We start from the raw sequence: 21,245 nt of genomic DNA on the forward strand, positions 1-21,245 counted from the left end.
CTCATGGACGAACTCGCGGATCTCCGCCGCGTTGAACCCCGGGCTGATCGACATTCCCTTGCCTCCTACTGCTTGTGAAGTGACTCACAAGCAGCTTGACGCAGAGGGTGCCGCGCCAGTTCGAACCAATTCGACGGAGATTTTGAAGAGAGAGCGCTCGCCCGGCCGATTTGGGCTCGTTTTCGGCAAAATCTCCGTCGAATTCGTTCGGACCGTTCCAGCGTTCCAGCGTTCCAACGTTCCAGCGTTCCAGCCAACTAGCCAACTAGCCAACCCAACTAGCCAGCCAACCAACTAGCCAGCCAACTAGCGAGGCAGCCAGTCGGGGGAGTCGCCGGCGGTCAGACGGGTCAGGCGGTCAGACGCTCACCGGTTCGCCCTGTAGGTGCGGCAGGGCGGCGCGGATGCTGCGGACCACGCCAGCCTCCGAGCAGGGCGGCGCGATGTTCATGGCGCGCGCCAGAATGCTCGGGTGGCCGTTGGCCATGGCATAGGAGTGCCCGGCGGCATCGAGCATCTCGGCGTCGTTGAGGTAGTCGCCGAATGCCATCGTCTGAGCCCGGCTGATTCCGAGCTGCTGCTGCAGTCGTTCCAGCGCCCGGCCCTTGTTCGCTCCCTGGCGCATCACATCGACCCAGTTCTGGCCCGAGACCACGATCTCCGACGGAAGCCCGAGGCCGCGCAGCGCCGGCCCGCTGCGCGTTTCGGCGAAGGCCGGGTCGTAGATCGCCAGTTTCAAGATGACGTCGTCGAGGGCGGCCGCTTGCACATCCGCAACGACCTCGACCGCTGCGTAGTACTGGCGAACCTGGCTGACGAAGTGCGCATCGCCGCGCTCGATGTAGGCGCTCCGGGCGCCGCACACGACGAGCCCCAGGTCGGCGCCCGCCGCGGCCGTCGTGCGCACCCAGTCCACGATGGGGGCGATGATCGTGGGCTCCACGGGTTCGAGGTCGATGCTGACGCCGTCCTGAACGACGTTGGTGCCGTTCTCCGCGATGTAGATGAGTCCGTCGTGCTCGCCGAAGATGCCGTGCAGGGTCTGGTACTGGCGCCCGCTGGCGGGCACGAACAGGATCCCGGCCCGGTGGAGGTCACCGAGAAGGGGCCAGAACGCGGCGGGCACCTTGCCGTCGTCATCGAGAAGTGTGCCATCCATGTCTGAGACGATGAGACGGATGTCGGAGGGCTCTGCTGGGTGGTCCACTACCGCGGCTTTCGGTCGTTGTTCGTTCCCGGGAAGCGAGAGTGATTGTTCGCGTCCCTCGGGCTGAGACGACCACGCTGTCTCCCTTGATGATGTCACCCCTGCTCGCCGGGCTCCGAGTTGCGCGTGAAGTGAGCGTTGGGCGCACAGAACAAGCGACCCTGGTGCCAAACTGGCAGGATTCATTGCATCATCTGCGAGGAGCGTCGACGTGCCTGGTTTTGACTTCTTCAGTGGCCAGGGGCTCGTGCGCCCGGATATCACCGCGGCGGATGCGGAGTCGATGGCGGCCTCCCTCTTCGGCCTTGAGGGCACGGCCCGCGAGCTCGGTAGCCAGCAGGACCGCAACTTCTTGATCAGCACCCGTTTCGGCGCCGGCGCCGAGGCCGGCACCGATCACCCCGCGGGGAGCAGCGCGCAGCGTTACGTGCTCAAGGTCGACAACCCGGCCTTCTCCGCCACGGAGCTGGCCGCGCAGGACGCCGTGATGGAGTTTCTGGCCGAGCGCGGCATGCAGGTGCCGAAGCCGGTGCGCGGGTTGAACGGTGCGAGCCGCCAGCAGTGGCAGGCAACGGATGCCGCCCGCCTCCCCGTTCGGCTGCTCACCTTCCTCGAGGGCCCGTCGCTCGAGGCGCAGGGCTACCTGGCCCCGCCCGTGGTCCGGGCGCTCGGCCGGCTCTCGGGCACCACCGCGCTGCACCTGCATGACTTCGCGGCGGAGGGCCTCGACCGCACTCTGCAGTGGGACCTGCGCAACGCGAAGGCCGTGATCGACCTGCTCGTGCACTGGGTGCCGGCAGAAGAGACCCGGGAGCAGCTGAGGGCCATCGCCGACAGCGCCGCCGCGCGCCTCGCGACCGTCATACCCACGCTTCGACTGCAGACGATCCACGGCGACATCACTGACGACAACGTGATCTGCCGGGTGCTGTCGAACGGCCACCACCTGCCCGAGGGAGTGATCGACTTCGGCGACCTGGGCACCGGATGGTTGGTGGCGGAACTGGCGGTCACGGCGGCCTCCGTTCTGCACCATCTGCCGGACAACCCGCTGGCGGCGCTCGGGGCCATCGTCGCCTTCGACGAGGTCGTTCCTCTGACCGATGACGAGATCGTCGCGCTCTGGCCGCTGATCGTGCTGCGCGGGGCGGTGCTGGTGGCCAGCGGTGAGCAGCAGGTGCAGATTGACGCGCACAACGACTACGCCCGGCACCGGATGGACGCGGAGTGGCGGGTGTTCGCCGCGGCCAGCGCGATCGGCTGGGAGGAAGCGGAGGCGGCCATCCGGCAGGCGCTCGGCCGGGGTGCGCTGGGCCGGGATGCGCTCGGCCGGGATGCGCCTGACCGGGGTGCGCCTGATAGGAACGTGCCGGCCGAGGCGATCGTGCCGATGATCCCCGCACTGATGGGCGGCGACTACGAGATGCTCGACTTCTCCGTGACCAGCCCGGCTCTGGCCGACGGTCTGTGGCAGCAAACGGATGCCGAGCTGCAGCTGACGAGTGCCGCTCTCGCCCGGCGCAGCGCCGCCGTCGCCCCGTACGGCCAGTTCCGGCTGACCCGAACCGAGCCGCTCGCACGTCGGGAACCCGACACCTTCGCCCTGTTCACCGAGGTCTTCCTGGCTGCCGAGTCGGAGATCGTCGCGCCCGCGCACGCCGTGGTCGCCGAGGTCGGCCCGGACAGCCTGGTCCTGACCCTGGCCGCCGGCGAGCTACGCATCGGCGGGATCACGTCGAGCCTCTCGCCGGGGATATCGGTCGCCGCGGGGGTGCTCCTCGGGGTCGCGAGACCGATCCCCGACACGCATAACAGCGACACGCAGAACAGCGACACGCATAACAGCGACACGCAGAACAGCGACACGCAGAACAGCGACACGCAGAACAGCGACACGCAGAACAGAATCACGCCGAGCACTGGCACGCCGGACAGAAACACGCCGACCAGTGACACGCCGGTCGCCCGCGTGACCGTGCAGGAGGTGGCCCGCCCGGGGCTGCTTCCCCCGCACTTCACCCGGGGCTCTCTGGCCGTCGCGTGGGCGGGCATGGCCCCGGACCCGGCGCGATTGCTCGGATTGGCGCCGCAGGCATCCGTCGCCGATCCGGCAACCGAACTGACCCGGCGCGGCGCCGTGATGGCCGCGGCGCAGGAGAAGTACTACGAACGGCCGCCGCAGATCGAACGCGGTTGGCGGGACCTTTTGATCGACACCCGGGGGCGTTCCTACGTTGACATGGTCAACAACGTCGCGGTGATCGGGCACAGCCACCCCCGGTTCACCCGGGCCGTGAGCGACCAGCTGGCGCTGCTGAACACGAACTCCCGGTTCCTCTACTCGGCGCTCGCCGACCTCTGCGAACGCATCGTCGAGAAATCGCCTGACCCGTCCCTCGACACCGTGCTGCTGGTCAACAGCGGCAGCGAGGCCGTGGACCTGGCCCTGCGCCTGGCCCGGATCCACACCGGCCGCGGCAACGTCGTCGCTCTGCGCGAGGGTTACCACGGCTGGACCATGGCCTCCGACGCGGTGTCGACCTCGGCCTTCGACAACCCCTACGCGGCGGCCTCCCGGCCCGGCTGGGTGCACATCGCGGATGTCCCCAACGCGTATCGCGGCACGCACCGAGGCGCCGGGGCGGCGGCGGAATACGCGGCCGATCTGGCCCGGCTGCTGGACGATCCGAGCGGCCCGGGGGTCGACCTGGCCGCCTTCATCTCTGAACCCGTGCTGGGCAATGCCGGCGGCATCGTGCCCCCGGCAGGCTACCTCTCCCGGGTCTACGAGCACATCCGCGCCCGCGGCGGTCTGTGCATCGCCGACGAGGTTCAGGTCGGCTACGGGCGTCTGGGCAGCCATTTCTGGGGTTCGGCGCAGCAGGGGGTCGTGCCCGATATCATCACCGTGGCCAAGGCCATGGGTAACGGCTACCCGCTCGGTGCGGTGCTCACCCGCCGGGACATCGCCGAATCTCTGGCCCGCGAGGGCAACTTCTTCTCCTCGGCCGGCGGCAGCCCGGTCAGCTGCGTCGCGGGCCTGGCCGTGCTCGACGTGATCCGGGACGAAGCGCTGCAGCAGAATGCGGATGCCGTCGGCCGACACCTGGCGGGCCGGCTCGCGGAACTCGCGGCGCGGCATCCGATGATCGGCAAGGTGCACGGCATGGGCCTCTACCAGGGGGTCGAACTCGTGCGCGACCGGGACACCCGGGAGCCGGCGACCAGCGAGACCGCCGCCATCTGCGAACGGATGCTGGAACTGGGCGTGATCGTGCAGCCCGCCTCGGAGCGGCAGAACGTGCTGAAGATCAAGCCGCCCCTGTGCCTGAGCCGGGAGAGCGCGGACTTCTTCGTGGACCGGCTCGACGAGGTGCTGCAGGGCGGCTGGTAACGTGCACGGCGTGCCTGATCACTCTCGTCTTGAGCACCCTCGCGACGAAATCGCGGCGCTCTGCGCGCGCGGCCTCGACTGGCACACCGACCTGTCCCGGGTGCTGCCGGACTCGCCCCGCGCCCGCCGTGCCGCCGTGCTCGTGCTCTTCGGCGTTCTCGACGCCGCGCCTGCCCGGGTTGTCGCGCCGGCTCAGGCGACGGCTCACACTCCACAACTCGGGAGCGGGCACGTGAGCCGGGACCTGGATGTGCTCCTGCTGCGCCGGGCCGCGACGCTCGGCAGTCATCCAGGGCAGATCGCCTTCCCGGGCGGCCGGCTCGAGGACGGCGACGCCGGCCCGATCGCGGCGGCGCTGCGCGAGGCCGTCGAGGAGACCGGGCTCGACCCGGCCGGGCTCGAACCGCTCGGCACGCTGCCGTCGCTGGCGGTGCCCGTGAGCAATCACCTCGTCACGCCCGTGCCGGCCTGGTGGACGCGCCCGTCCCAGGTGGCCGCCATCGATCACGACGAAACCCTCGAGGTGTTCCGGATGCCCGTGGCCGATTTGCTCGACCCGGCCAACCGGGTGAGCACGGCGCACTCGTTCGGCAACCATACCTTCCGGGCGCCCGCGTTCACGGTCGACGGCAAGCTGGTCTGGGGGTTCACGGCCATCGTGCTGTCGCGAATGTTCGAGGAGCTGCACTGGGCCACGCCCTGGGACGCGGACCGGGTCGTGCAGCCCGACAGTTGACCGAGAACCGGCGCCAGACGCCGGGCAGGTCCGAGAAAAAACAGGCGATTGGCTTCCCAAAACTCCTGACAGCGGCAGACTATAACGACACGAGTGCGACCGCCCGTTTCGAAGCGGTCGCTTCTCGATCCGCATCAGCGAAGAAAAGCTTGGGAGAAACAATGAGCAAGTACGTAGTCACGAACCCGGCCACCGGGGCCAGCGGACCGAGCTTCGGTCTGACAACGGATGCCGAGGTGAACGACGCGATCGGAGCCGCAGACCGTGCCCACAGCGAGTTCACCCGCCGCACGTCGGTGGCCGAACGCGCTGCCCTCATGCAGCGCGTCGCGGACCTGCACACCGAGCGGCGCGAGCACCTGGCCGAGCTGATCGTGCGCGAGATGGGCAAGCCCGTCGAGCAGGCCCTCGGCGAGGTCGACTTCGCCGCCGACATCTACGCGTACTACGCGACGCACGGCGAGGCCTTCCTCGCCGACGAACCGATCGAACTGCTCGCCGGGGAAGGCTCGGCGTTCATCCGCAACGCCTCGCTCGGAGTGCTCCTCGGGGTCATGCCGTGGAACTTCCCCTACTACCAGGTCGCCCGCTTCGCCGGCCCGAACCTGGTGCTCGGCAACACGATCCTGCTCAAGCACGCCTCGCAGTGCCCCGAGTCCTCCGCCGCCATCGAGCAGATCTTCACGGATGCCGGTTTCCCCGTGGGCGCCTACCGCAACCTCTACGCCTCCAGCGCTCAGATCGCCGACATCATCATTCCGGACCCGCGGGTCTGCGGCGTCTCACTGACCGGTTCTGAAGGTGCGGGTGCGGCGGTCGCCGAGGTCGCCGGACGCAACCTCAAGAAGGTCGTGCTCGAACTCGGCGGATCCGACCCGTTCATCGTTCTCAGCACGGACAACATGGACGAGGCCGTCGACGCGGCCGTGGATGCCCGTCTGGACAACTCTGGCCAGTCCTGCAACGCGGCCAAGCGCTTCATCGTGATCGAAGAGCTGTACGACGCCTTCGTGGAGAGCTTCACGGCGAAGATCACCGGCAACGTTCCGGGAGACCCGCTGTCGCCGGACACCACGCTGGGCCCGCTGTCCTCCCTCGGCGCCGCCGAGGGGCTCGAAGAACAGCTCCAGCGCGCCGAGGCCCAGGGTGCGACCGTCCACGCCCGCGGGCAACGCAAGGGAGCATTCTTCTCGCCGACGGTCCTCACCGACGTGTCCCCGCAGAGCGACGCCTACCGGGAGGAGTTCTTCGGCCCCGTCGCCGCCATCTATCGCGTGGCGGATGAGGCCGAGGCCGTGCAGATCGCCAACGATATCCCGTACGGTCTGGGTTCCTACCTCTTCACCACCGACCCGGAGCAGGCCCTGCGGGTTGCGGACCAGATCGAAGCCGGGATGGTGTTCATCAACGGCTCGCTCCTCGACGGTGCCGAGCTTCCCTTCGGTGGAGTGAAGCGGTCCGGTTTCGGGCGCGAACTGGGTCGCTTCGGCATCGCCGAGTTCGCCAACAAGAAGCTCATCCGCATTCTCAAATAGCACGCGTTCTCACGTAGCATGCGCTGGCGCGCCACTGTCCCGGACGGTGGCGCGCCACCCGCCTGCTAGCCCAGGAAGAGCACCCCGGCGGCGGTCACAGCGACCACGACCAGGATGGTGCGCAGGACCGGTGCGGAGAGCTTCCGGCCGACGCGGGCGCCCAGCCAGCCTCCCGCCGCTGAGCCGATACCGATCAGGAGCGCGATTCTCCAGTCCACGGTTCCGCTGGAGATGAAGATGACCGCCGAGACGATGTTCGCGACCCCGGCCAGCACGTTCTTCGCTCCGTTGGCCCGGTGCATGTCCGTGGACCAGAGGATGCCCAGCAGCGCAAGAAGCACGACCCCCTGGGCGGCCCCGAAATACCCGCCGTACACGCCCATGGCGAGCACCCCGAGGCTGAGCCCGAGGGTCAGGGGACGCGTATCCGTTCGGGTCAGCAGCGCGCCGGCGGGAGCAGCCGGTGCCTTACGCCGCACGAAGCCGGCCACCTTGGGCTGGATCGCCGAGAGCAGCGCGGCCAGCAGCAGCAGAAAGGGAACGACGCCGGCGAACGCCTCTTCGGGCAGGGTGAGCAGGAGCAGGCCGCCGACGATTCCGCCCACGGCGGAGAAGAGCGCCATCGTGGCCACGGGGCGCCACTGGGTCCGCAACTCGCGTCGGTACCCGTAAGCGCCGGCGACGGAGGCAGGGATCAGACCCACGGTATTGGACACGTTCGCCGTGATCGGTGGCACGCCCAGCGCCAAGAGAATGGGAAAGGTGATGAGTGTTCCGGCGCCGGCGACCACGTTGATGACCCCCGCGGCCAGCCCGGCGATCAGGATGATCGCACCCTCGAGAAATGTCACTTCTACCCCCACCCGCCGTTGGACCGTGCACCCCAAGGCTAGTTCAGGCGGCGGCCGGCACAGGGGCAGACGCATTCAGGACCGGGTCTTCCGTGCACTGTGTGCTCCGGTTGTCAGAACGGGGTCGGAATCTGGCGCACCGTCAGCTTCGGCTCGCGATAGTTCTCGCGCTTCTGACGTTCGGGGAGTTTGACGTCGATTCCGGCGAACGGCTCAGAGGGAACCTGGCTGAGCAGGTGGCGGATGATGTTGAGGCGGCCCCGCTTCTTGTCGTCGGTGTGGGCGACGTACCAGGGCGCCCAGGCGGTGTCGGTCGCGGCGAACATGGCGTCCCTGGCCCGCGCGTAGGCATACCAGCGGCCGTAGGACTCGAGGTCCATCGGCGAGAGCTTCCACATGTTGCGCGGATCGTTGATCCGGTTTTCGAGCCGCCGGGTCTGCTCGTCCTCGCCGACCTCGAGCCAGTACTTGATCAGGATGATTCCGGAGTCGACCATCGCCTGCTCGACCAGCGGCGTCATCCGCAGGAAGTGCTCGGTCTGGTCCGGCGTGCAGAAGTCCATCACCCGCTCCACGCCCGCGCGGTTGTACCAGCTGCGGCCCTCAGGTAGAAGCGGAGGGAGACGGCCTTCGCCCTGACCCTACTTTTATACACAGGGGGGTATTCACCACGGAGGGAATCAGCGACATCCTGTTCTGAGACCAGGAAACGAAGAGCACGAAGGAGAAACCATGACCGTCATCACTTCGAACACCGACAGAGAAGCCCTCACCCTCACATTCGTGGCCGATTTCAACGCGAGCCCGGAGCGCGTGTGGCAGGTCTGGGCCGACCCGCGCCAGCTCGAGCGCTGGTGGGGCCCGCCGACCTGGCCGGCCACCTTCGAACGGCACGATTTCGTGCCCGGCGGCCGGTCCAACTACTACATGACCGGCCCGGAGGGGGAGAAGGGGCCCGGCTGGTGGGTGACCACGCTGATCCAGCCGCCGCGCCGGTTAGAGTTCGAGGACGGCTTCGCCGACGAGCACGGCGACCCGATTCCCGAAATGGGCTCGATTCTGGCCGTCATGACCCTGGAGGACGTCGAGGGCCGCACCCGAATGACCACGGAGTCGACGTTTCAAAGTCGAGAGCAGATGGAGCAGATGGCCGAGATGGGCATGGAGGAGGGCATGCGTGATGCCATGGGGCAGATCGACACCATGCTCGCCGAGGACGACAGCGTTTGACCGGCGCGCCGCGCTCAGTGCACCAGCGTCTTCAGCGCGATCAGGGCCAGGCCCATGCCCGCCGTGCCGGCCGCGGTGGCGAGCTTTGCGAGTACACCGGCCTGCCGTTGGCGGGCAGCCCACCACCCCAGCACCGCGAGAGTGACGACAGCAGCCCACAGTGAGAGGTCCACGGCCGCATTCATCGACCATCCGAGGAATGCGGCGACGATCAGGCAGGCTACCGGCACGATAAGCGCCCATAGCAACCCGCCTGAGCGTTGCAGTGCCTCACGGACCGCCTCCCGCCAGCTCATCTCCCGGTTGCCGACGATCTCGGCGTACACATGCGCGCCCCAGAACACCAGGACGGTTCCCACGGTGCGGGCGATGAGGGCCGGGAGACCGGGGTTGTACAGGGAGAATGCGGAAATGAGACCCGCCGTCAGCACGGTGCCGTACACGGCCTCCGCGTTCAAGGCCCGCGAGACCCAGGGATAGCGCCGCAACCGGGCATCCAGGTCGAATCCCGAAGCCTTCACCGCCACCGCCACTTCCACATTGGCCACCCGCTGCCGCCGCGATCAGCATAGTCGGGCGAGCTGGGGAGGACTCTGAACCGGAGACCGGGGTCGTGCTCCGCTCGGACGCAGACTGAACACGATCCTGCACCGTGCTGATTCGGGTCACGCGATTTCGCGTGCACGCGTGACGAACTCGGTCAAGCGTGCGTCTAAGGGGTGTAAGTCCTACGGCGACCCGCAAACCCACGTGCGATTGCCGCTTCCACAACATCGACGAGAATCGAGAGTCCAATGAGTGCATCCGACAAGATCCAGAACGCCGCTGAAGACCTCAAGGGCAAGGCCACCGAGACGGTAGGCAAGGCGACCAACGACGACTCCAAGGTCGCCGAGGGCCGGGCCGAGCAGAAGTCCGCCAGCGCCAAGAAGGCCGGCGAGAACGTCAAGGACGTCTTCAAGCGCTAGAAGGTCACATCAATGGATGGCGCGGCGCCCCCAGGGGTTGCCGCGCCATCCGTTTGTGGGCGGGGGATGGGTGAGGGGGAAGCAACGCGGCGCTCCCGCCGGCATCGTGGCCACCGCCCGCGACCTCGCTCGCCTCACCGGCAAGCCGACGGCTCCGCTCGCCGTGGGGCTCACCGCAGGATTGTAGGGCGCCGGGCGGGGGAGCTCAGCTGCTAGTGAGCGCCGCCGAGATTCCCGGCCAGGCGGGTGTGCATCATCGAGCTGGCCTCGTTCATGCCCACGATGACGACGCGCTTGCCGTGGCGCTCGTACTTGTTGGTGATCGCGTCGAGTGTGGCCACGGTCGAGGCATCCCAGATGTGCGAGTTCGACACGTCGATCACGACGCGGTCCGGGTCGTCCGCATACTCGAACTGGGTGGTGAGATCGTTGCTGGAGGCGAAGAACAGGGCCCCGGTGACGGTGTAGCAGGCGGTGGGACCGTGTTCGTCCTCGGGGAGGGTACGCTCCACATTCACGAAGTGGGCGACGCGGCGGGCGAAGGCGACCATGGCGACGATGACACCCACGAGAACGCCGATGGCCAGGTTATGGGTTAACACGATCACGATCACGGTCGAGACCATGACGGTCGTTTCGCTCTTCGGCATGCGCTTGAGGGTGCTCCAACGGATGCTGTGCCAGTCGAAGGTGAGGTAGGACACGATGATCATGACCGACACCAGGGCTGCCATCGGAACGACGGCCAGCAGGTCGCCGAGCCCCAGGACCAGGACCAGCAGGAAGATGCCGGCCAGGAACGTGGAGATGCGGGTGCGGGCGCCGGAGGCCTTCACGTTAATCATGGTCTGGCCGATCATGGCGCATCCGCCCATGCCGCCGAAGAACCCGGAGAGCATGTTCGAGACCCCCTGGCCCCAGGTCTCGCGGGTCTTGTGCGAGTGGGTGTCGGTGACTTCATCGACGATCTTTGCGGCCATCAACGACTCGAGAATGCCGACCATGGCCATGCCGAGCGAGAACGGCGCGATGATCGTGAAGGTCTCCCAGGTCAGCGGCACGTTCGGGACAAACAGTTCGGGCAGGCTCTGGGGCAGGTCACCCTGATCGCCGATGGTCGGCACGTTGATCGCGATGACGACGGTGGCGATGGTGAGCACGACGATCGCCACCAGTGGTGCGGGAACGACCTTCGTGATGCGCGGCATCACGATCATGATGATGAGGCCGGCCGCGACGATCGGGTAGACCATGAACGGCACGTCGAGCAGCTGCGGCAGCTGGGCCGTGAAGATCAGGATGGCCAGGGCATTCACGAATCCGACCATGACGCTGCGCGGGATGAACCGCATGATCTTGGCCACGCCGATCACGGCCAGGACGATCTGGAAGAGGCCGGCGAGGATGACCGTGGCGATGAAGTAGTCCATGCCGTAATCACGGGCGACCGGGGCGATGACGAGAGCGATGGCGCCGGTGGCGGCGGTGATCATCGCGGGTCGACCGCCCAGGAATGAGATGGACACGGCCATGACGAACGACGAGAAGAGGCCGACGCGCGGGTCGACGCCGGCGATGATGGAAAACGCGATGGCCTCGGGGATGAGTGCTATCGCCACGACGAGGCCGGCCAGCACTTCCCGGGTGAGGATGCGCGGTGTGCGCAACGCGGTCATCACCGTCGGTTCGGCCTGATAACGATCGGGCACGGGTGTTTTTTGCAGAATAGCCATGGGGCCTCCAACGAGGGGGTCTCAACGAGAAACCGGGATGGGAAAGAAGAGAGGGGAGGGGCGCCGCGATGCGCACGCCGGCACTGCCACAGACGACAATGGGGGGTGGGCTCACAGTCTGATGTCAGCCGCCACCCGAAACACTACCCTAACGTTAGGGTTGGGTGTTAGTCGACGAAAGAAAGATCGGGGATAACCGTGGATGCTGCGACGGGCACGATGCACATTGGCGAGCTGGCCGAGAAGACCGGATTGTCATTGCGCACGATTCGTCACTACGACGAAATCGGCCTGCTCAAGGCGTCCGGTCGCACCGAAGGCGGGTTCCGGCTGTACACGCAGGAGGATCTCTCGCGGCTGATCCTGATTCGCCGGATGAAACCGCTCGGGTTCTCGCTCGACGCGATGATCGACCTGTTGAAGGTCATCGACACGCTCCAGGGCGGGGAATCAGGCTCGGACAACCCGGAGGTGCGTGACGAACTGGGCCGGTTCATCGGTCAGGCCGTCGAACGGCGGGAAAAGCTGCAGGTACAGCTGAACATGGCGGACGAGTTCCTGGACCTGCTGCGTCGCCAGTAGTCAGGTCCCGCAGGGGTCCGGCCTGTCCCGCAGGGGTCGGGCCTGTTCCGCAGGGGCCTGGTGAGCCGAGACAGTGCGCCACAATTGCTCCCCGCCGAGGTTCCCGGCCGGCCGGGTGTGTATCTTCGTGCTGGCCCCGTTCATGCCCACGATGGCGACGCGGGCCACCGCGGCAGCCCGAAACTCCGGGCTGAAGTGCTTGTGTTTCTCGTGTTCCATTTGTCTATCCAATCCTGAATTCAGGAGGACTGTCCGGAAACACTGGGTCACCCCAGGCGTCAGAACCGGCATGTCCCGAAAATCTCCTCATCTACGTGCNGTCAGAACCGGCATGTCCCGAAAATCTCCTCATCTACGTGCACCGGCCGGCCGGCAACCTGAAGTGGACCTCACCGACCGGGCGAACGTTCATCAGGAAGCCGGCCGCGATGTCACCGAATCAGGTTCAGCCGCACCTGGGCCAGTCGCGCGTCGATGGCGATGAACGAGCCCAGGACAGGATCTGGTCGAGCTTGACGAAGGTCGGGCCGAGTTCCTGAAGCGCGCGCCGAATGATCTCGGGGGAGTTGAGGACCTCTTTGACGTGCAGCGCTCCCGTGTGAGCGGGTCGAGGAAACCCGGCAGCGGCAGGCGCCTCGTCAGGTCCGAATGGGCGGCGAGCAAGTGGAATCCGCTGCGGGAGAGGATGTGCACGATCTCTGCCTGACGGTCACGGTGGAGGGTCATGCCCAGAGCCTGCTGGGATCCGACGGGAGGCGCAACCGGGCCGGCGCGGGCATCCGTTCATCGCAACGACGACGAAGCCCCAGTCCTTCGACTGGGGCTTCGTCGCTACGACCTCTGCAGAACTCGGATCAGTGGCTCAGTGCAGAGTGGCTCAGTGCCTAGTGCCTAGTGCCTAGTGCCTAGTGCCTAGTGCCTAGTGGCTCAGTGCCTAGTGGCTCAGCGCCGGTTCCTCGAACTGGTTCATCGTGTTGTTGGTGCCGCCGGCCTTCAGTGCCGCCTCGCCGGCGAAATACTCCTTGTGGTTGTCACCGATGTCGGAGCCGGACATGTTCTGGTGCTTGACCGTGGCGATCCCCTCGCGAATCTCGCGCCGCTGCACGCCCTTCACATAGGCGAGCATGCCCTGGTCGGCGAAGTAGCCCTTGGCCAGGTCATCGGTGGACAGCGCGGCCGTGTGGTACGTCGGCAGGGTGATGAGGTGGTGGAAGATGCCGGCCTCAGCCGAGCCGTCGCGCTGGAAGGTGCGGATGCTCTCGTCGGCGATCTGGGCGAGCTCGGTTTCGTCATAGGTGACGCTCATGAGCTTGGCTCGGTCGTAGGCCGACACGTCCTTGCCCTCCGCGAGCATGTTGTCGTACGCCTGCTGACGGAAGTTGAGGGTCCAGTTGAACGACGGGCTGTTGTTGTAGACCAGCTTGGCGTTCGGGATGACCTTGCGTACCTCGTGCATCATCCCGGCGATCTGGGCGACGTGCGGCTTCTCCGTCTCGATCCAGAGCAGGTCCGCGCCGTTCTGCAGCGAGGTGATGCTGTCGAGCACGCAGCGGGCCTCACCGGTGCCCTGACGGAACTGGAACAGGTTGCTCGCGAGGCGCTTGGGGCGCAGCAGCTTGCCGTCGCGCTTGATGACGACGTCTCCGTTGCCGAGCTCGGCTTCGGTGATCTCGTCGACGTCGAGGAAGGCGTTGTACTGGTCGCCGAGGTCTCCGGGCTGGTAGGTCACGGCGAGCTTCTGCGTCAGGCCGGCACCGAGCGAGTCGGTGCGCGAGACGATGATGCCGTTGTCGATCCCGAGCTCGAGGAACGCGTACCGCACGGCGTTGATCTTCGCGATGAAGTCTTCGTGGGGGACGGTGACCTTGCCGTCCTGGTGACCGCACTGCTTCTCGTCCGAGACCTGGTTTTCGATCTGGATGGCGCAGGCACCGGCCTCGATCATCTTCTTGGCCAGGAGGTATGTCGCCTCGGGGTTGCCGAACCCGGCGTCGATGTCCGCGATGATCGGCACGACGTGGGTCTCGTAGTTGTCGATCTGGTTCTGGATGTCCGCTGCCTTGGCGTCGTTTCCGGCGGTGCGGGCACCGTCCAGGGCCGTGAACAGCAGGTCGAGCTCGCGGGCGTCGGCCTGGCGGAGGAAGGTGTAGAGCTCCTCGACCAGCGCGGGAACGGCCGTCTTCTCGTGCATGGACTGGTCGGGGAGCGGGCCGAAGTCGCTCCGCAGGGCGGCGACCATCCAACCGGACAGGTACAGGTAGCGTTTGTTCGTGGTCTTCAGGTGCTTCTTGATGGAGATCATCTTCTGCTGGCCGATGAACCCGTGCCAGACCCCGAGGGACTGCGTGTAGACGGAGGAGTCAGCGTCGTACTCCGCCATGTCCTTGCGCATGATGTCGGCGGTGTACTGCGCGATTTCGAGGCCGGTCTTGAAGCGGTTCTGTGCGCGCATGCGGGCGACCGACTCCGGGTTGATCGCGTCCCAACTGCTTCCGGCTGCGTTCTTGAGAGCTTCGACAGCCTGGGTATCGTCTTGATAGATAGTCATGTGCATTCCTTCGACGTTGAATTGTGCAGAGCTTGAGTTGTGCAGAGGCTTGGACGGCTGTTCCAGCGGACCTGTATCGGCTGCTGTATGAAGACTGCTGCAAGATCAAGTGGTCTTCTGAAGGATTCGAGACAGAACTTTTGCGGTTCTTCTTCGTTTGAGAAGAAATCCCGACCTGCTCCACCGACCTGCTCCACGATCTGCTCCACCGATCTGCTCCACCGACCAAAGGAACCAGCCATGACCCGCACGCCCTCCGTGATCGTTTTCGACGTCAACGAGACCCTCTCCGATATGTCCCCGCTGAGTGCCCGGTTCGTGGAGGTCGGTGCCCCTGCCTACCTGGCCCAGGTCTGGTTCGCCTCGCTGCTGCGGGACGGCTTCGCTCTCGCCGCCGCCGGCGGAACCGGGAAGTTCTCGGCGATCGGCACCGAGATTCTGCAGGGGGTACTGCGCGATGTCTCCCTGACCCGCAGCCGGGACGACGCGGTGCGCCATGTGATGGACGGCTTCGAAACGTTGAGCGTGCATCCGGACATTGCCGACGGCATCCTCAAGCTGAAGCAAGCGGGGTTACGCCTCGTGACCTTCTCCAACGGATCCGCGCAGGTGGCCGAGTCCCTGCTAACCAGGGCGGGTCTCCGGGGTGACTTCGAGGCTCTGCTCACGGTGGAAGACGCCCCGGCGTGGAAGCCGGTGCGGTCCGCCTACGACTACGCCGCGGATGCCTGCGGGGTGCAGCCGTCTGACCTGCTCCTGGTCGCCGTGCACCCCTGGGACATCCACGGCGCCGCCCGGGCGGGCCTCCAGACCGCGTGGCTGAACCGCACCGGCGAGAGCTACCCCAGCTTCTTCGTGGCACCGGACCACACCATCACCGCCCTCGACGAACTGGCCCCCAGGCTCGGGCCTGCCCGTCGGCCTGCTGCTCCTGCTGCTGCTCCTGCTGCTGCTCCTCCTCCTCCTGCTGCTGCTCCCCATACTGTCCCCGCTCCCGCTCCCCATCCCGTGCCCCGTCCGAACCCCCGCCCCTAACGAATTCGACGGAGATTTTGGCTCTGGAGCCCGGTTTCGGGCCCAAACAGGCCGAAAATCGGAAAATCTCCGTCGAATTGGTCCGCGGCGGCTGAGCAGAGGTCGTGGGAGCAGGGGCTCCCGGCCCGGGGAGGAGGAACCCCGGGGAGGAGGAACCCCGGGGAGGAGGAACCCCGGGGAGGAGGAACCACGGGGAGGAGGAACCACGGGGAGGAGGAACCACGGGGAGGAGGAACCACGGGGAGGAGGAACCACGGGGAGGAGGAACCACGGGGAGGAGGAACCACGGGGAGGAGGGACCCCGGGAGGGGAGGAACCCCAGGGGAGGAACCTCGGGAGAGGAGAGTTTCGGAGGAGGTCCGCGCTGGCGCTTTTGATACCCTAGGGGGTATATTGGGATCTACATTGAACCGAGAAGGAGTCACCCATGTGCAGTCCCATTCGTTGTAACCGCTGCGGCAAGATCACCTGGACCGGCTGCGGCGAGCACGTCGACAGCGTCATGGCCGATGTTCCGCCCGCTCAGCGCTGCACCTGCAACTAGGCATGAAGAACCTCGTCGCAGCACTCGTCCTGGCCGGTGCCGCCCTGTTCGGCCTCACCGCCTGCTCCGCGCCGGCGGCCCCGGCGGCGCGGCCGTCCGTTTCTGCCGACTCCGTCGTGATCGACGTGCGCACCCCGGGGGAGTACGCCGCCGGTCACCTCGACGGCGCGATGAACATCGACGTGCAGGCATCCGACTTCGACAGTCAGGTGTCCGCATTGCCGACCGACGGCGACTACGTCGTGTACTGCCGGTCGGGCAGCCGGTCGGCAGCAGCCGTGGCCCGGATGGGCGATCTCGGATTCACTTCGGTGACGGATGCCGGTGCCATGTCCGCTGCCACCGTCTCCACCGGTCTCCCAATCGTCACCACCCCGTAATGCCCGCACCTCCCGCGCTGGCGTGCACCACCCGCAGCCTTGGGAGCGTGTGGAGCGTGTGGAGAGTGCATGGAGAACGGGAGCGGTAGCATCCGGGCCCTGGTGCGGGAAATCGTCGGCAGCCACGGTGGGACGATCCAGGCGATATCCGCTCCGGGCGCGGGAGCCGTGATCACGATCCGGCTGCCGCTCGAGGCCGGTTAGGCAGACGCCTGGTCGGCGGCCTGGCGGGCGGCCTGGCGGGCGGCGATGCCGGCGTGCACCTCGTCCATATCGAGGCTCCGCACGGCGGTGATGACCTCTTCCAGGGAGGAGGCGTTCAGGGCGCCGGGCTGGGAGAAGACGAGCACCTTGTCGCGGAAGGCCATCAGCGTCGGAATGGAACGGATGCCCGCGGCCGCGGCCAGGCTCTGCTCGGCTTCGGTGTCGACCTTGGCGAACACGATGTCGGGGTGCTTCTCGGACGCGGCGGTGAAGGTGGGCGCGAACATGCGGCACGGGCCGCACCACGCCGCCCAGAAGTCCACCAGCACGATGGAGTTGTCGGTGATCGTCTGGTCGAGGGTTTTCTCGGTGGTGTCAATGGTGGCCATGAGTCCAGAATATACCCCATGGGGTATTAGGGTCAAGCGTCGCAGGTTGCCTGATCGCAAACCTCACCGCGTGCCCCCTCTTACTACTCGCACACGGCCCCTGCGAACACGCAGGGCCCCGGCGCGCCCAATGCCGCCATCGGCACCGAGCCGCACGCCCTGGCCCCGGGTGCCCCGGGCGTCTCCTCCCCGCGCGTGGGCGGGGAGCCTGCTGCAGCGCGCCGGCCGTGAGGTCGGGCACGTCGACGGGTACCTCGACGAGGCCGCGACCGCCGGACTCAGCCTGGCCGAGTTGACCGACTAACCCATGACGGGGAAGCGAACTACGCATGCGCCGTGGCGCTGACCCGACTCCTCCTGGTTCTGTGGGCTCGATTCCGCCCTAGTCTGTCCCTGGAAAGGCACCCATGATGGAACTCACCCCGCAGCAGGTCTTCAGCCGCCTGGCCGAGGCTCAGATTGTCGACGTTCGGGCAACCCCCGAGCTTCACGACGGCATGCTCGAGTGGACCGCGCAGCGGCTGCCCACCGTTCTGCCTGCCCAACCGTGATCATTGCCGCACTCGCCCTGGGGCTCGTCGTCGGGTCGCTGCTGGGCATGGTCGGCGGCGGCGGGGCGATCATCGCCGTGCCGGCCCTCGTCTACGGGGTCGGGCTGCCATTGGAGGAGGCGATCCCCACCTCCCTGATCGTGGTCGGAGCGGCCTCCGCCGTCGCCGTGCTCCCGCGGATTCGTCGCGGCGTCAACTGGCGGCTGGCCCTGATCGTCGGCTCCGCCGGGGTGGCGACCGCCTTCCTCGGCACCATGGTCAACCGGCTGCTCGACCCGGGGATTCTGCTCCTGGCCTTCGCCGTGATCATGGTGATCGCCGGCATCCGCATGCTGATGCCGATCCGGGGTGGCGGCGGCCCCTGCGCTCTCCCCGGCGGGGGAGTGAGGTGGCGCAGCTGCCTGCCCCGCGCGCTCGCCACCGGCGCGGTGGTCGGTTTCCTGACCGGGCTGCTCGGCGTCGGCGGAGGCTTCCTCATCGTGCCCGCGCTCACCCTCGTACTCGGCCTGCCCATGAGCGTGACCGTGGGAACCTCTCTGGTCATCATCGTCATCAACTCGATCGCCGGGTTCACCGCGCACCTGGGTGACGTGCAGATCGACTGGGCGGTGACCGGTGCATTCGCCGCGACGGCCATGGCGGCGTCACTGATCGCCGGCCGGCTCGCCCGCGGACTGTCCGACTCGGTGCTGAAACGCGGATTCGCCGTTCTCGTTCTGATCATCGCGGTCTACGTGGCCGTGCAGGCCGTGATCGTGCTGGTCGAGTCCTGAGAATTTCGGGAATGCTCACATTTCGGGAATGCTCACCGAGTTGCGCACCTGGCCGGGCCCGGGCCGCTGGGGCGGTCAGGGCACCAGGGAGTCGACCCACCCGGCAACCCGCAGGAAGTCGAACCCCTCAAACCCGTACCGGTGCTCCAGTGATCGGAAGACCTTGGTGCTCAGCAGGTCACGCTCCTGCTCAGTCAGGTTGCCGAGTTCCGCGGAGCCGAGAATGCCCTCCTCGACGATTTCGGACACGAGCTCGACCTTGTACCGGCTGAGCAGTTCCTCGGCCCAGGGCAGCAGGGAGAGAACCTCGGTGCGGTTCGCCAGTTCGGAGACGCCCAGCAGGGCCAGGGTCCGTAGCCGGCCGGACCCCAGGTAGTCGCCGAGTTCCGCCCTGCTTCCGGCGAAGGTCGACAGACGAAGCGGGCTGGTGATCCCCAAGGCGGCGAATTGCCGGCGATACGGCCGGAGCGGCTCCAGATCCCAGAAATCGGGGCGAGGGCTGCGGGCCAGCTTCTGGAAACGGGAATCGGCATGCAGCCGGACGAGCATCGGGTCCTTCCAGACGAACGAGCGAGGCCGCGGAGCGATCATCGCGTACTCGAGGTGCTCCAGAGCGAGCTCCTCCAGTTCCTTCCGGCGCTCCGGGTTCGTCTGCTCCTCGCTCTGGGCGTAGTGCATGCAGCCCAGATCGTAGCGCACCCACGGCGACGCCGAGATGGCTGCCTCGGTGAGTCGGCTGCCGACCTCCAGGAGGTCCGCTGACCCGCCCAGCGCGACGTAGCCGGTGGCGGCCACCAGACGCATCTTTTGCTCCAGCAGAGGGAGTTCACCGCTCCCGCCCGCCCGCTCGCCCTCCTTCTCTCCCGTGCGGGCATCGATCAGGCGCACGAGCTGCAGCGCTCGATCCCGCGCGCGGCTCGCATCCGGGCCGGTGCTCGGGTCAGGTCCGTGTCCGCCGATGGCGACGAGGTTCACCACGGTGACAACGTAGTTCAGGAGCACACGTTGGTAGTGCAACGCGTAGTCTGCATTCCGGGTGGGGGAGTGTTCCGCCTCGAGGTGCGCCGCCTCGGCGCTGAGCCAGTCCGCGTAGCGGCGGAGTGCGTCGAACTCGGTGACGTAGCGGTTCCGGCGGTACTGCAGCATGAGGCCGGCCGGGTGATTGCCGGGGTCCAGATCGACGGCATGGCCCAGGATAGCGATGGCCCGAGAATCGTCGTCATCGTCACGGAGTTCCGTGGAGGCCACGAAGTGCAGGCCCAGAGACCGCCAGGATGTCGTGCCGGCCAGCCCCGCGACATCCGGATAGCTCGAGGACAGCGCGATCAGTGCAAAGGCCGCCACGAATTTGTCCAGGTCGACGGCCTGGTCGCCGGAGCCGGCCGCGGTCAATCCCAGGTCGGAACGGTTGATCACCCCCGCGTGCAGCTTTCGGCCGTGGCGGGATATGCTCACCGCGAGATTGTCCCGGTCGGTGGCGTCCACGGACAGGCACCAGGGAGTGCCTCCGGCGACGAATCTCGCCGCGGCCTGCAGCGCCGACGCCAGTCGGCCCGGAGCAACGCCGGAGAGCGCGAAATCGGAGAGGGAATCGACATCACTCCCGATGGCGAAGTGCAGTCCCCGAGGTCGGCTCCCGGCGAGCGTCGTCAGGAGGACCAGGACATTCCTGGTGTGCATTGCGGCGGGTTGACCGGCCTCATCACGCACCTCAACGGAAAGTCTGCGGCTTGTCGCCAGGCCGCGAGACAGGCCGACGATCCCGGCGACGATCACCACCGCCCCGGCGACGGCCAGCAGCCAGACGGCGCCGGGGCCGCCCGCGAACAGGACGATCGCCGCCGATCCGCCGAGGATGAGACCCAGGCCCCACCCTCTCAACCGGTCGGTCGTGTGCCGGCTGGGCTCGCCGCTCCACATCACCGGCAGGAACGCCAGGAGCCGGGCCAGAACGAGAGCCGCCACCGCCGACACGAGGATCGCCCAGGCAAGGGCTCCCAACGGCGCCAGCCAACTCGAGAAGAAATCGTCCCAGGACTCGGACCAGCGTTCGGCCCAGGTGACCTCCAGACTCTCAACTGCAGATTGCATGACAATCTCCCGCCGTGAGTCCCCGTTACACGGATGCCGCGACTACGGCGAGCACATTGGCGGCCGGATCCTTGAACCAGGCGATTTCGGCCCGGTTCTCGTCGCCGCGCATGATGCCCTTCGCATCGTTGGGCGGCATGTCGGCCAGAACCTCGTCGCCGTAGATCTTCGTGGTCACACCGCGGGCGTTGAGCTCGTCGACCGTCTTCTCGACGTCATCCGTCACGAAGTTGAGAACGGTGAACGACGCGGGCACGTGGTCGGGCTTGGCGTAAATGAACAGCCGCACGCCGTTGCCGAGCCGAATCTCCAGATTGCCCATCATGCCGTCCTGCACATCGAGACCAAGGGTCTCGCCGTAGAAATTTTTCGCCTCGTCGATGTCGTCCACGGAGAACGAGCTGAAGGCCTCGGAACTGGTGAACATAGCAGTCTCCTTCGTCAGGAACCATTCGGTTCGTCTACGACGATTGCACGCTGCACCGGAGTCGCAT

The 21,245-nt window shown here is 66.9% G+C and carries 22 protein-coding genes and 1 pseudogene; 13 read left to right on the forward strand and 10 right to left on the reverse strand.

Annotation, left to right across the window (positions count from 1 at the left end):
- Positions 1–298 (forward strand): hypothetical protein (locus E3O67_RS17240; RefSeq protein WP_206750561.1); only part of this gene is annotated, 298 nt, incomplete at its 5' end.
- A 60-nt stretch (positions 299–358) separates the two neighbouring features.
- On the opposite strand, the gene E3O67_RS07130 is transcribed toward E3O67_RS17240, so the two are convergent.
- Complete coding sequence (locus E3O67_RS07130; protein ID WP_241979254.1) at positions 359–1,207, reverse strand: Cof-type HAD-IIB family hydrolase; 849 nt, start codon at positions 1,205–1,207, stop codon at positions 359–361.
- Positions 1,208–1,418: 211 nt separating this feature from the next.
- On the opposite strand from E3O67_RS07130, the gene E3O67_RS07135 reads away from it, so the two are divergent.
- The 3 genes from E3O67_RS07135 to E3O67_RS07145 all read left to right on the forward strand — a co-directional run bounded on the left by E3O67_RS07135 (position 1,419) and on the right by E3O67_RS07145 (position 6,872).
- The gene (locus E3O67_RS07135; RefSeq protein WP_135102335.1) at positions 1,419–4,601 is read left to right on the forward strand and encodes an aminotransferase class III-fold pyridoxal phosphate-dependent enzyme; all 3,183 of its coding nucleotides are present in this window, start codon (positions 1,419–1,421) and stop codon (positions 4,599–4,601) included.
- Between the two features lie 10 nt (positions 4,602–4,611).
- Positions 4,612–5,337 carry a CoA pyrophosphatase gene (locus E3O67_RS07140; RefSeq protein WP_134429958.1) on the forward strand — a complete coding sequence of 242 codons (726 nt, stop codon included), beginning with the start codon at positions 4,612–4,614 and terminating at the stop codon, positions 5,335–5,337.
- A 161-nt stretch (positions 5,338–5,498) separates the two neighbouring features.
- Positions 5,499–6,872 carry an NAD-dependent succinate-semialdehyde dehydrogenase gene (locus E3O67_RS07145; RefSeq protein WP_134429961.1) on the forward strand — a complete coding sequence of 458 codons (1,374 nt, stop codon included), beginning with the start codon at positions 5,499–5,501 and terminating at the stop codon, positions 6,870–6,872.
- Between the two features lie 65 nt (positions 6,873–6,937).
- On the opposite strand, the gene E3O67_RS07150 is transcribed toward E3O67_RS07145, so the two are convergent.
- Positions 6,938–7,723 carry a sulfite exporter TauE/SafE family protein gene (locus tag E3O67_RS07150; protein WP_198418963.1) on the reverse strand — a complete coding sequence of 262 codons (786 nt, stop codon included), beginning with the start codon at positions 7,721–7,723 and terminating at the stop codon, positions 6,938–6,940.
- Positions 7,724–7,836: 113 nt separating this feature from the next.
- Positions 7,837–8,310, reverse strand: a pseudogene (locus E3O67_RS07155) (polyphosphate kinase 2); the annotation flags it as partial.
- A gap of 145 nt (positions 8,311–8,455) precedes the next feature.
- On the opposite strand from E3O67_RS07155, the gene E3O67_RS07160 reads away from it, so the two are divergent.
- Positions 8,456–8,953, forward strand: a complete 498-nt coding sequence (locus tag E3O67_RS07160; protein WP_135102338.1) for an SRPBCC domain-containing protein — start codon at positions 8,456–8,458, stop codon at positions 8,951–8,953.
- 14 nt (positions 8,954–8,967) lie between these two features.
- On the opposite strand, the gene E3O67_RS07165 is transcribed toward E3O67_RS07160, so the two are convergent.
- On the reverse strand, positions 8,968–9,501 hold the full coding sequence (locus E3O67_RS07165) for a hypothetical protein (RefSeq protein WP_134429972.1): 534 nt from the start codon (positions 9,499–9,501) through the stop codon (positions 8,968–8,970).
- Between the two features lie 246 nt (positions 9,502–9,747).
- On the opposite strand from E3O67_RS07165, the gene E3O67_RS07170 reads away from it, so the two are divergent.
- Positions 9,748–9,921 carry a CsbD family protein gene (locus tag E3O67_RS07170; RefSeq protein ID WP_134429975.1) on the forward strand — a complete coding sequence of 58 codons (174 nt, stop codon included), beginning with the start codon at positions 9,748–9,750 and terminating at the stop codon, positions 9,919–9,921.
- Between the two features lie 212 nt (positions 9,922–10,133).
- Here E3O67_RS07170 and E3O67_RS07175 read toward each other — a convergent pair whose 3' ends face one another.
- Entirely contained in the window at positions 10,134–11,654 is a 1,521-nt protein-coding gene (locus E3O67_RS07175) for a SulP family inorganic anion transporter (protein ID WP_135102339.1), read from the reverse strand.
- Positions 11,655–11,873: 219 nt separating this feature from the next.
- On the opposite strand from E3O67_RS07175, the gene E3O67_RS07180 reads away from it, so the two are divergent.
- Positions 11,874–12,236: a MerR family transcriptional regulator gene (locus E3O67_RS07180; RefSeq protein ID WP_135102347.1), complete on the forward strand. Its 363-nt coding sequence runs from the start codon at positions 11,874–11,876 to the stop codon at positions 12,234–12,236.
- On the opposite strand, the gene E3O67_RS07185 is transcribed toward E3O67_RS07180, so the two are convergent.
- Together E3O67_RS07185 and E3O67_RS07190 are read right to left on the reverse strand one after the other, a co-directional pair.
- Positions 12,237–12,455 (reverse strand): hypothetical protein, encoded by a 219-nt coding sequence (locus E3O67_RS07185; protein ID WP_134429981.1) that lies wholly within the window; start codon positions 12,453–12,455, stop codon positions 12,237–12,239.
- A 715-nt stretch (positions 12,456–13,170) separates the two neighbouring features.
- Positions 13,171–14,784 carry an isocitrate lyase gene (locus E3O67_RS07190; protein ID WP_134429983.1) on the reverse strand — a complete coding sequence of 538 codons (1,614 nt, stop codon included), beginning with the start codon at positions 14,782–14,784 and terminating at the stop codon, positions 13,171–13,173.
- A 240-nt stretch (positions 14,785–15,024) separates the two neighbouring features.
- Here E3O67_RS07190 and E3O67_RS07195 point away from each other — a divergent pair, with 240 nt between their 5' ends.
- The 3 genes from E3O67_RS07195 to E3O67_RS07205 all read left to right on the forward strand — a co-directional run bounded on the left by E3O67_RS07195 (position 15,025) and on the right by E3O67_RS07205 (position 16,947).
- Entirely contained in the window at positions 15,025–15,819 is a 795-nt protein-coding gene (locus E3O67_RS07195; protein WP_135102340.1) for a haloacid dehalogenase type II, read from the forward strand.
- 546 nt (positions 15,820–16,365) lie between these two features.
- On the forward strand, positions 16,366–16,743 hold the full coding sequence (locus E3O67_RS07200) for a rhodanese-like domain-containing protein (RefSeq protein ID WP_134429989.1): 378 nt from the start codon (positions 16,366–16,368) through the stop codon (positions 16,741–16,743).
- Positions 16,744–16,812: 69 nt separating this feature from the next.
- Complete coding sequence (locus tag E3O67_RS07205; protein WP_135102341.1) at positions 16,813–16,947, forward strand: HAMP domain-containing histidine kinase; 135 nt, start codon at positions 16,813–16,815, stop codon at positions 16,945–16,947.
- On the opposite strand, the gene trxA is transcribed toward E3O67_RS07205, so the two are convergent.
- A complete protein-coding gene (trxA, locus tag E3O67_RS07210) occupies positions 16,944–17,336 on the reverse strand; it encodes a thioredoxin (RefSeq protein ID WP_134429991.1) in 393 nt (130 codons plus the stop codon). The genes E3O67_RS07205 and trxA overlap by 4 nt on opposite strands.
- A 130-nt stretch (positions 17,337–17,466) precedes the next feature.
- On the opposite strand from trxA, the gene E3O67_RS16900 reads away from it, so the two are divergent.
- The 3 genes from E3O67_RS16900 to E3O67_RS07215 all read left to right on the forward strand — a co-directional run bounded on the left by E3O67_RS16900 (position 17,467) and on the right by E3O67_RS07215 (position 18,660).
- Complete coding sequence (locus tag E3O67_RS16900) at positions 17,467–17,640, forward strand: hypothetical protein (protein WP_166786973.1); 174 nt, start codon at positions 17,467–17,469, stop codon at positions 17,638–17,640.
- Positions 17,641–17,743: 103 nt separating this feature from the next.
- Positions 17,744–17,887: a hypothetical protein gene (locus E3O67_RS16905; RefSeq protein WP_166786974.1), complete on the forward strand. Its 144-nt coding sequence runs from the start codon at positions 17,744–17,746 to the stop codon at positions 17,885–17,887.
- The gene (locus E3O67_RS07215; RefSeq protein ID WP_134429994.1) at positions 17,884–18,660 is read left to right on the forward strand and encodes a sulfite exporter TauE/SafE family protein; all 777 of its coding nucleotides are present in this window, start codon (positions 17,884–17,886) and stop codon (positions 18,658–18,660) included. Before E3O67_RS16905 ends, E3O67_RS07215 begins: the two co-directional genes overlap by 4 nt.
- A gap of 75 nt (positions 18,661–18,735) precedes the next feature.
- Here the strand turns inward: E3O67_RS07215 and E3O67_RS07220 are convergent, their stop codons facing one another.
- Both E3O67_RS07220 and E3O67_RS07225 read right to left on the reverse strand, forming a co-directional pair.
- Entirely contained in the window at positions 18,736–20,751 is a 2,016-nt protein-coding gene (locus tag E3O67_RS07220) for a hypothetical protein (RefSeq protein WP_135102342.1), read from the reverse strand.
- A 25-nt stretch (positions 20,752–20,776) separates the two neighbouring features.
- Positions 20,777–21,178 carry a VOC family protein gene (locus E3O67_RS07225; protein WP_134430000.1) on the reverse strand — a complete coding sequence of 134 codons (402 nt, stop codon included), beginning with the start codon at positions 21,176–21,178 and terminating at the stop codon, positions 20,777–20,779.
- Positions 21,179–21,245: the final 67 nt, after the last annotated feature.

This window comes from Cryobacterium sp. TMT3-29-2, from assembly GCF_004564305.1.
In the GTDB taxonomy this organism is placed as follows: Bacteria; Actinomycetota; Actinomycetes; order Actinomycetales; family Microbacteriaceae; genus Cryobacterium; species Cryobacterium sinapicolor.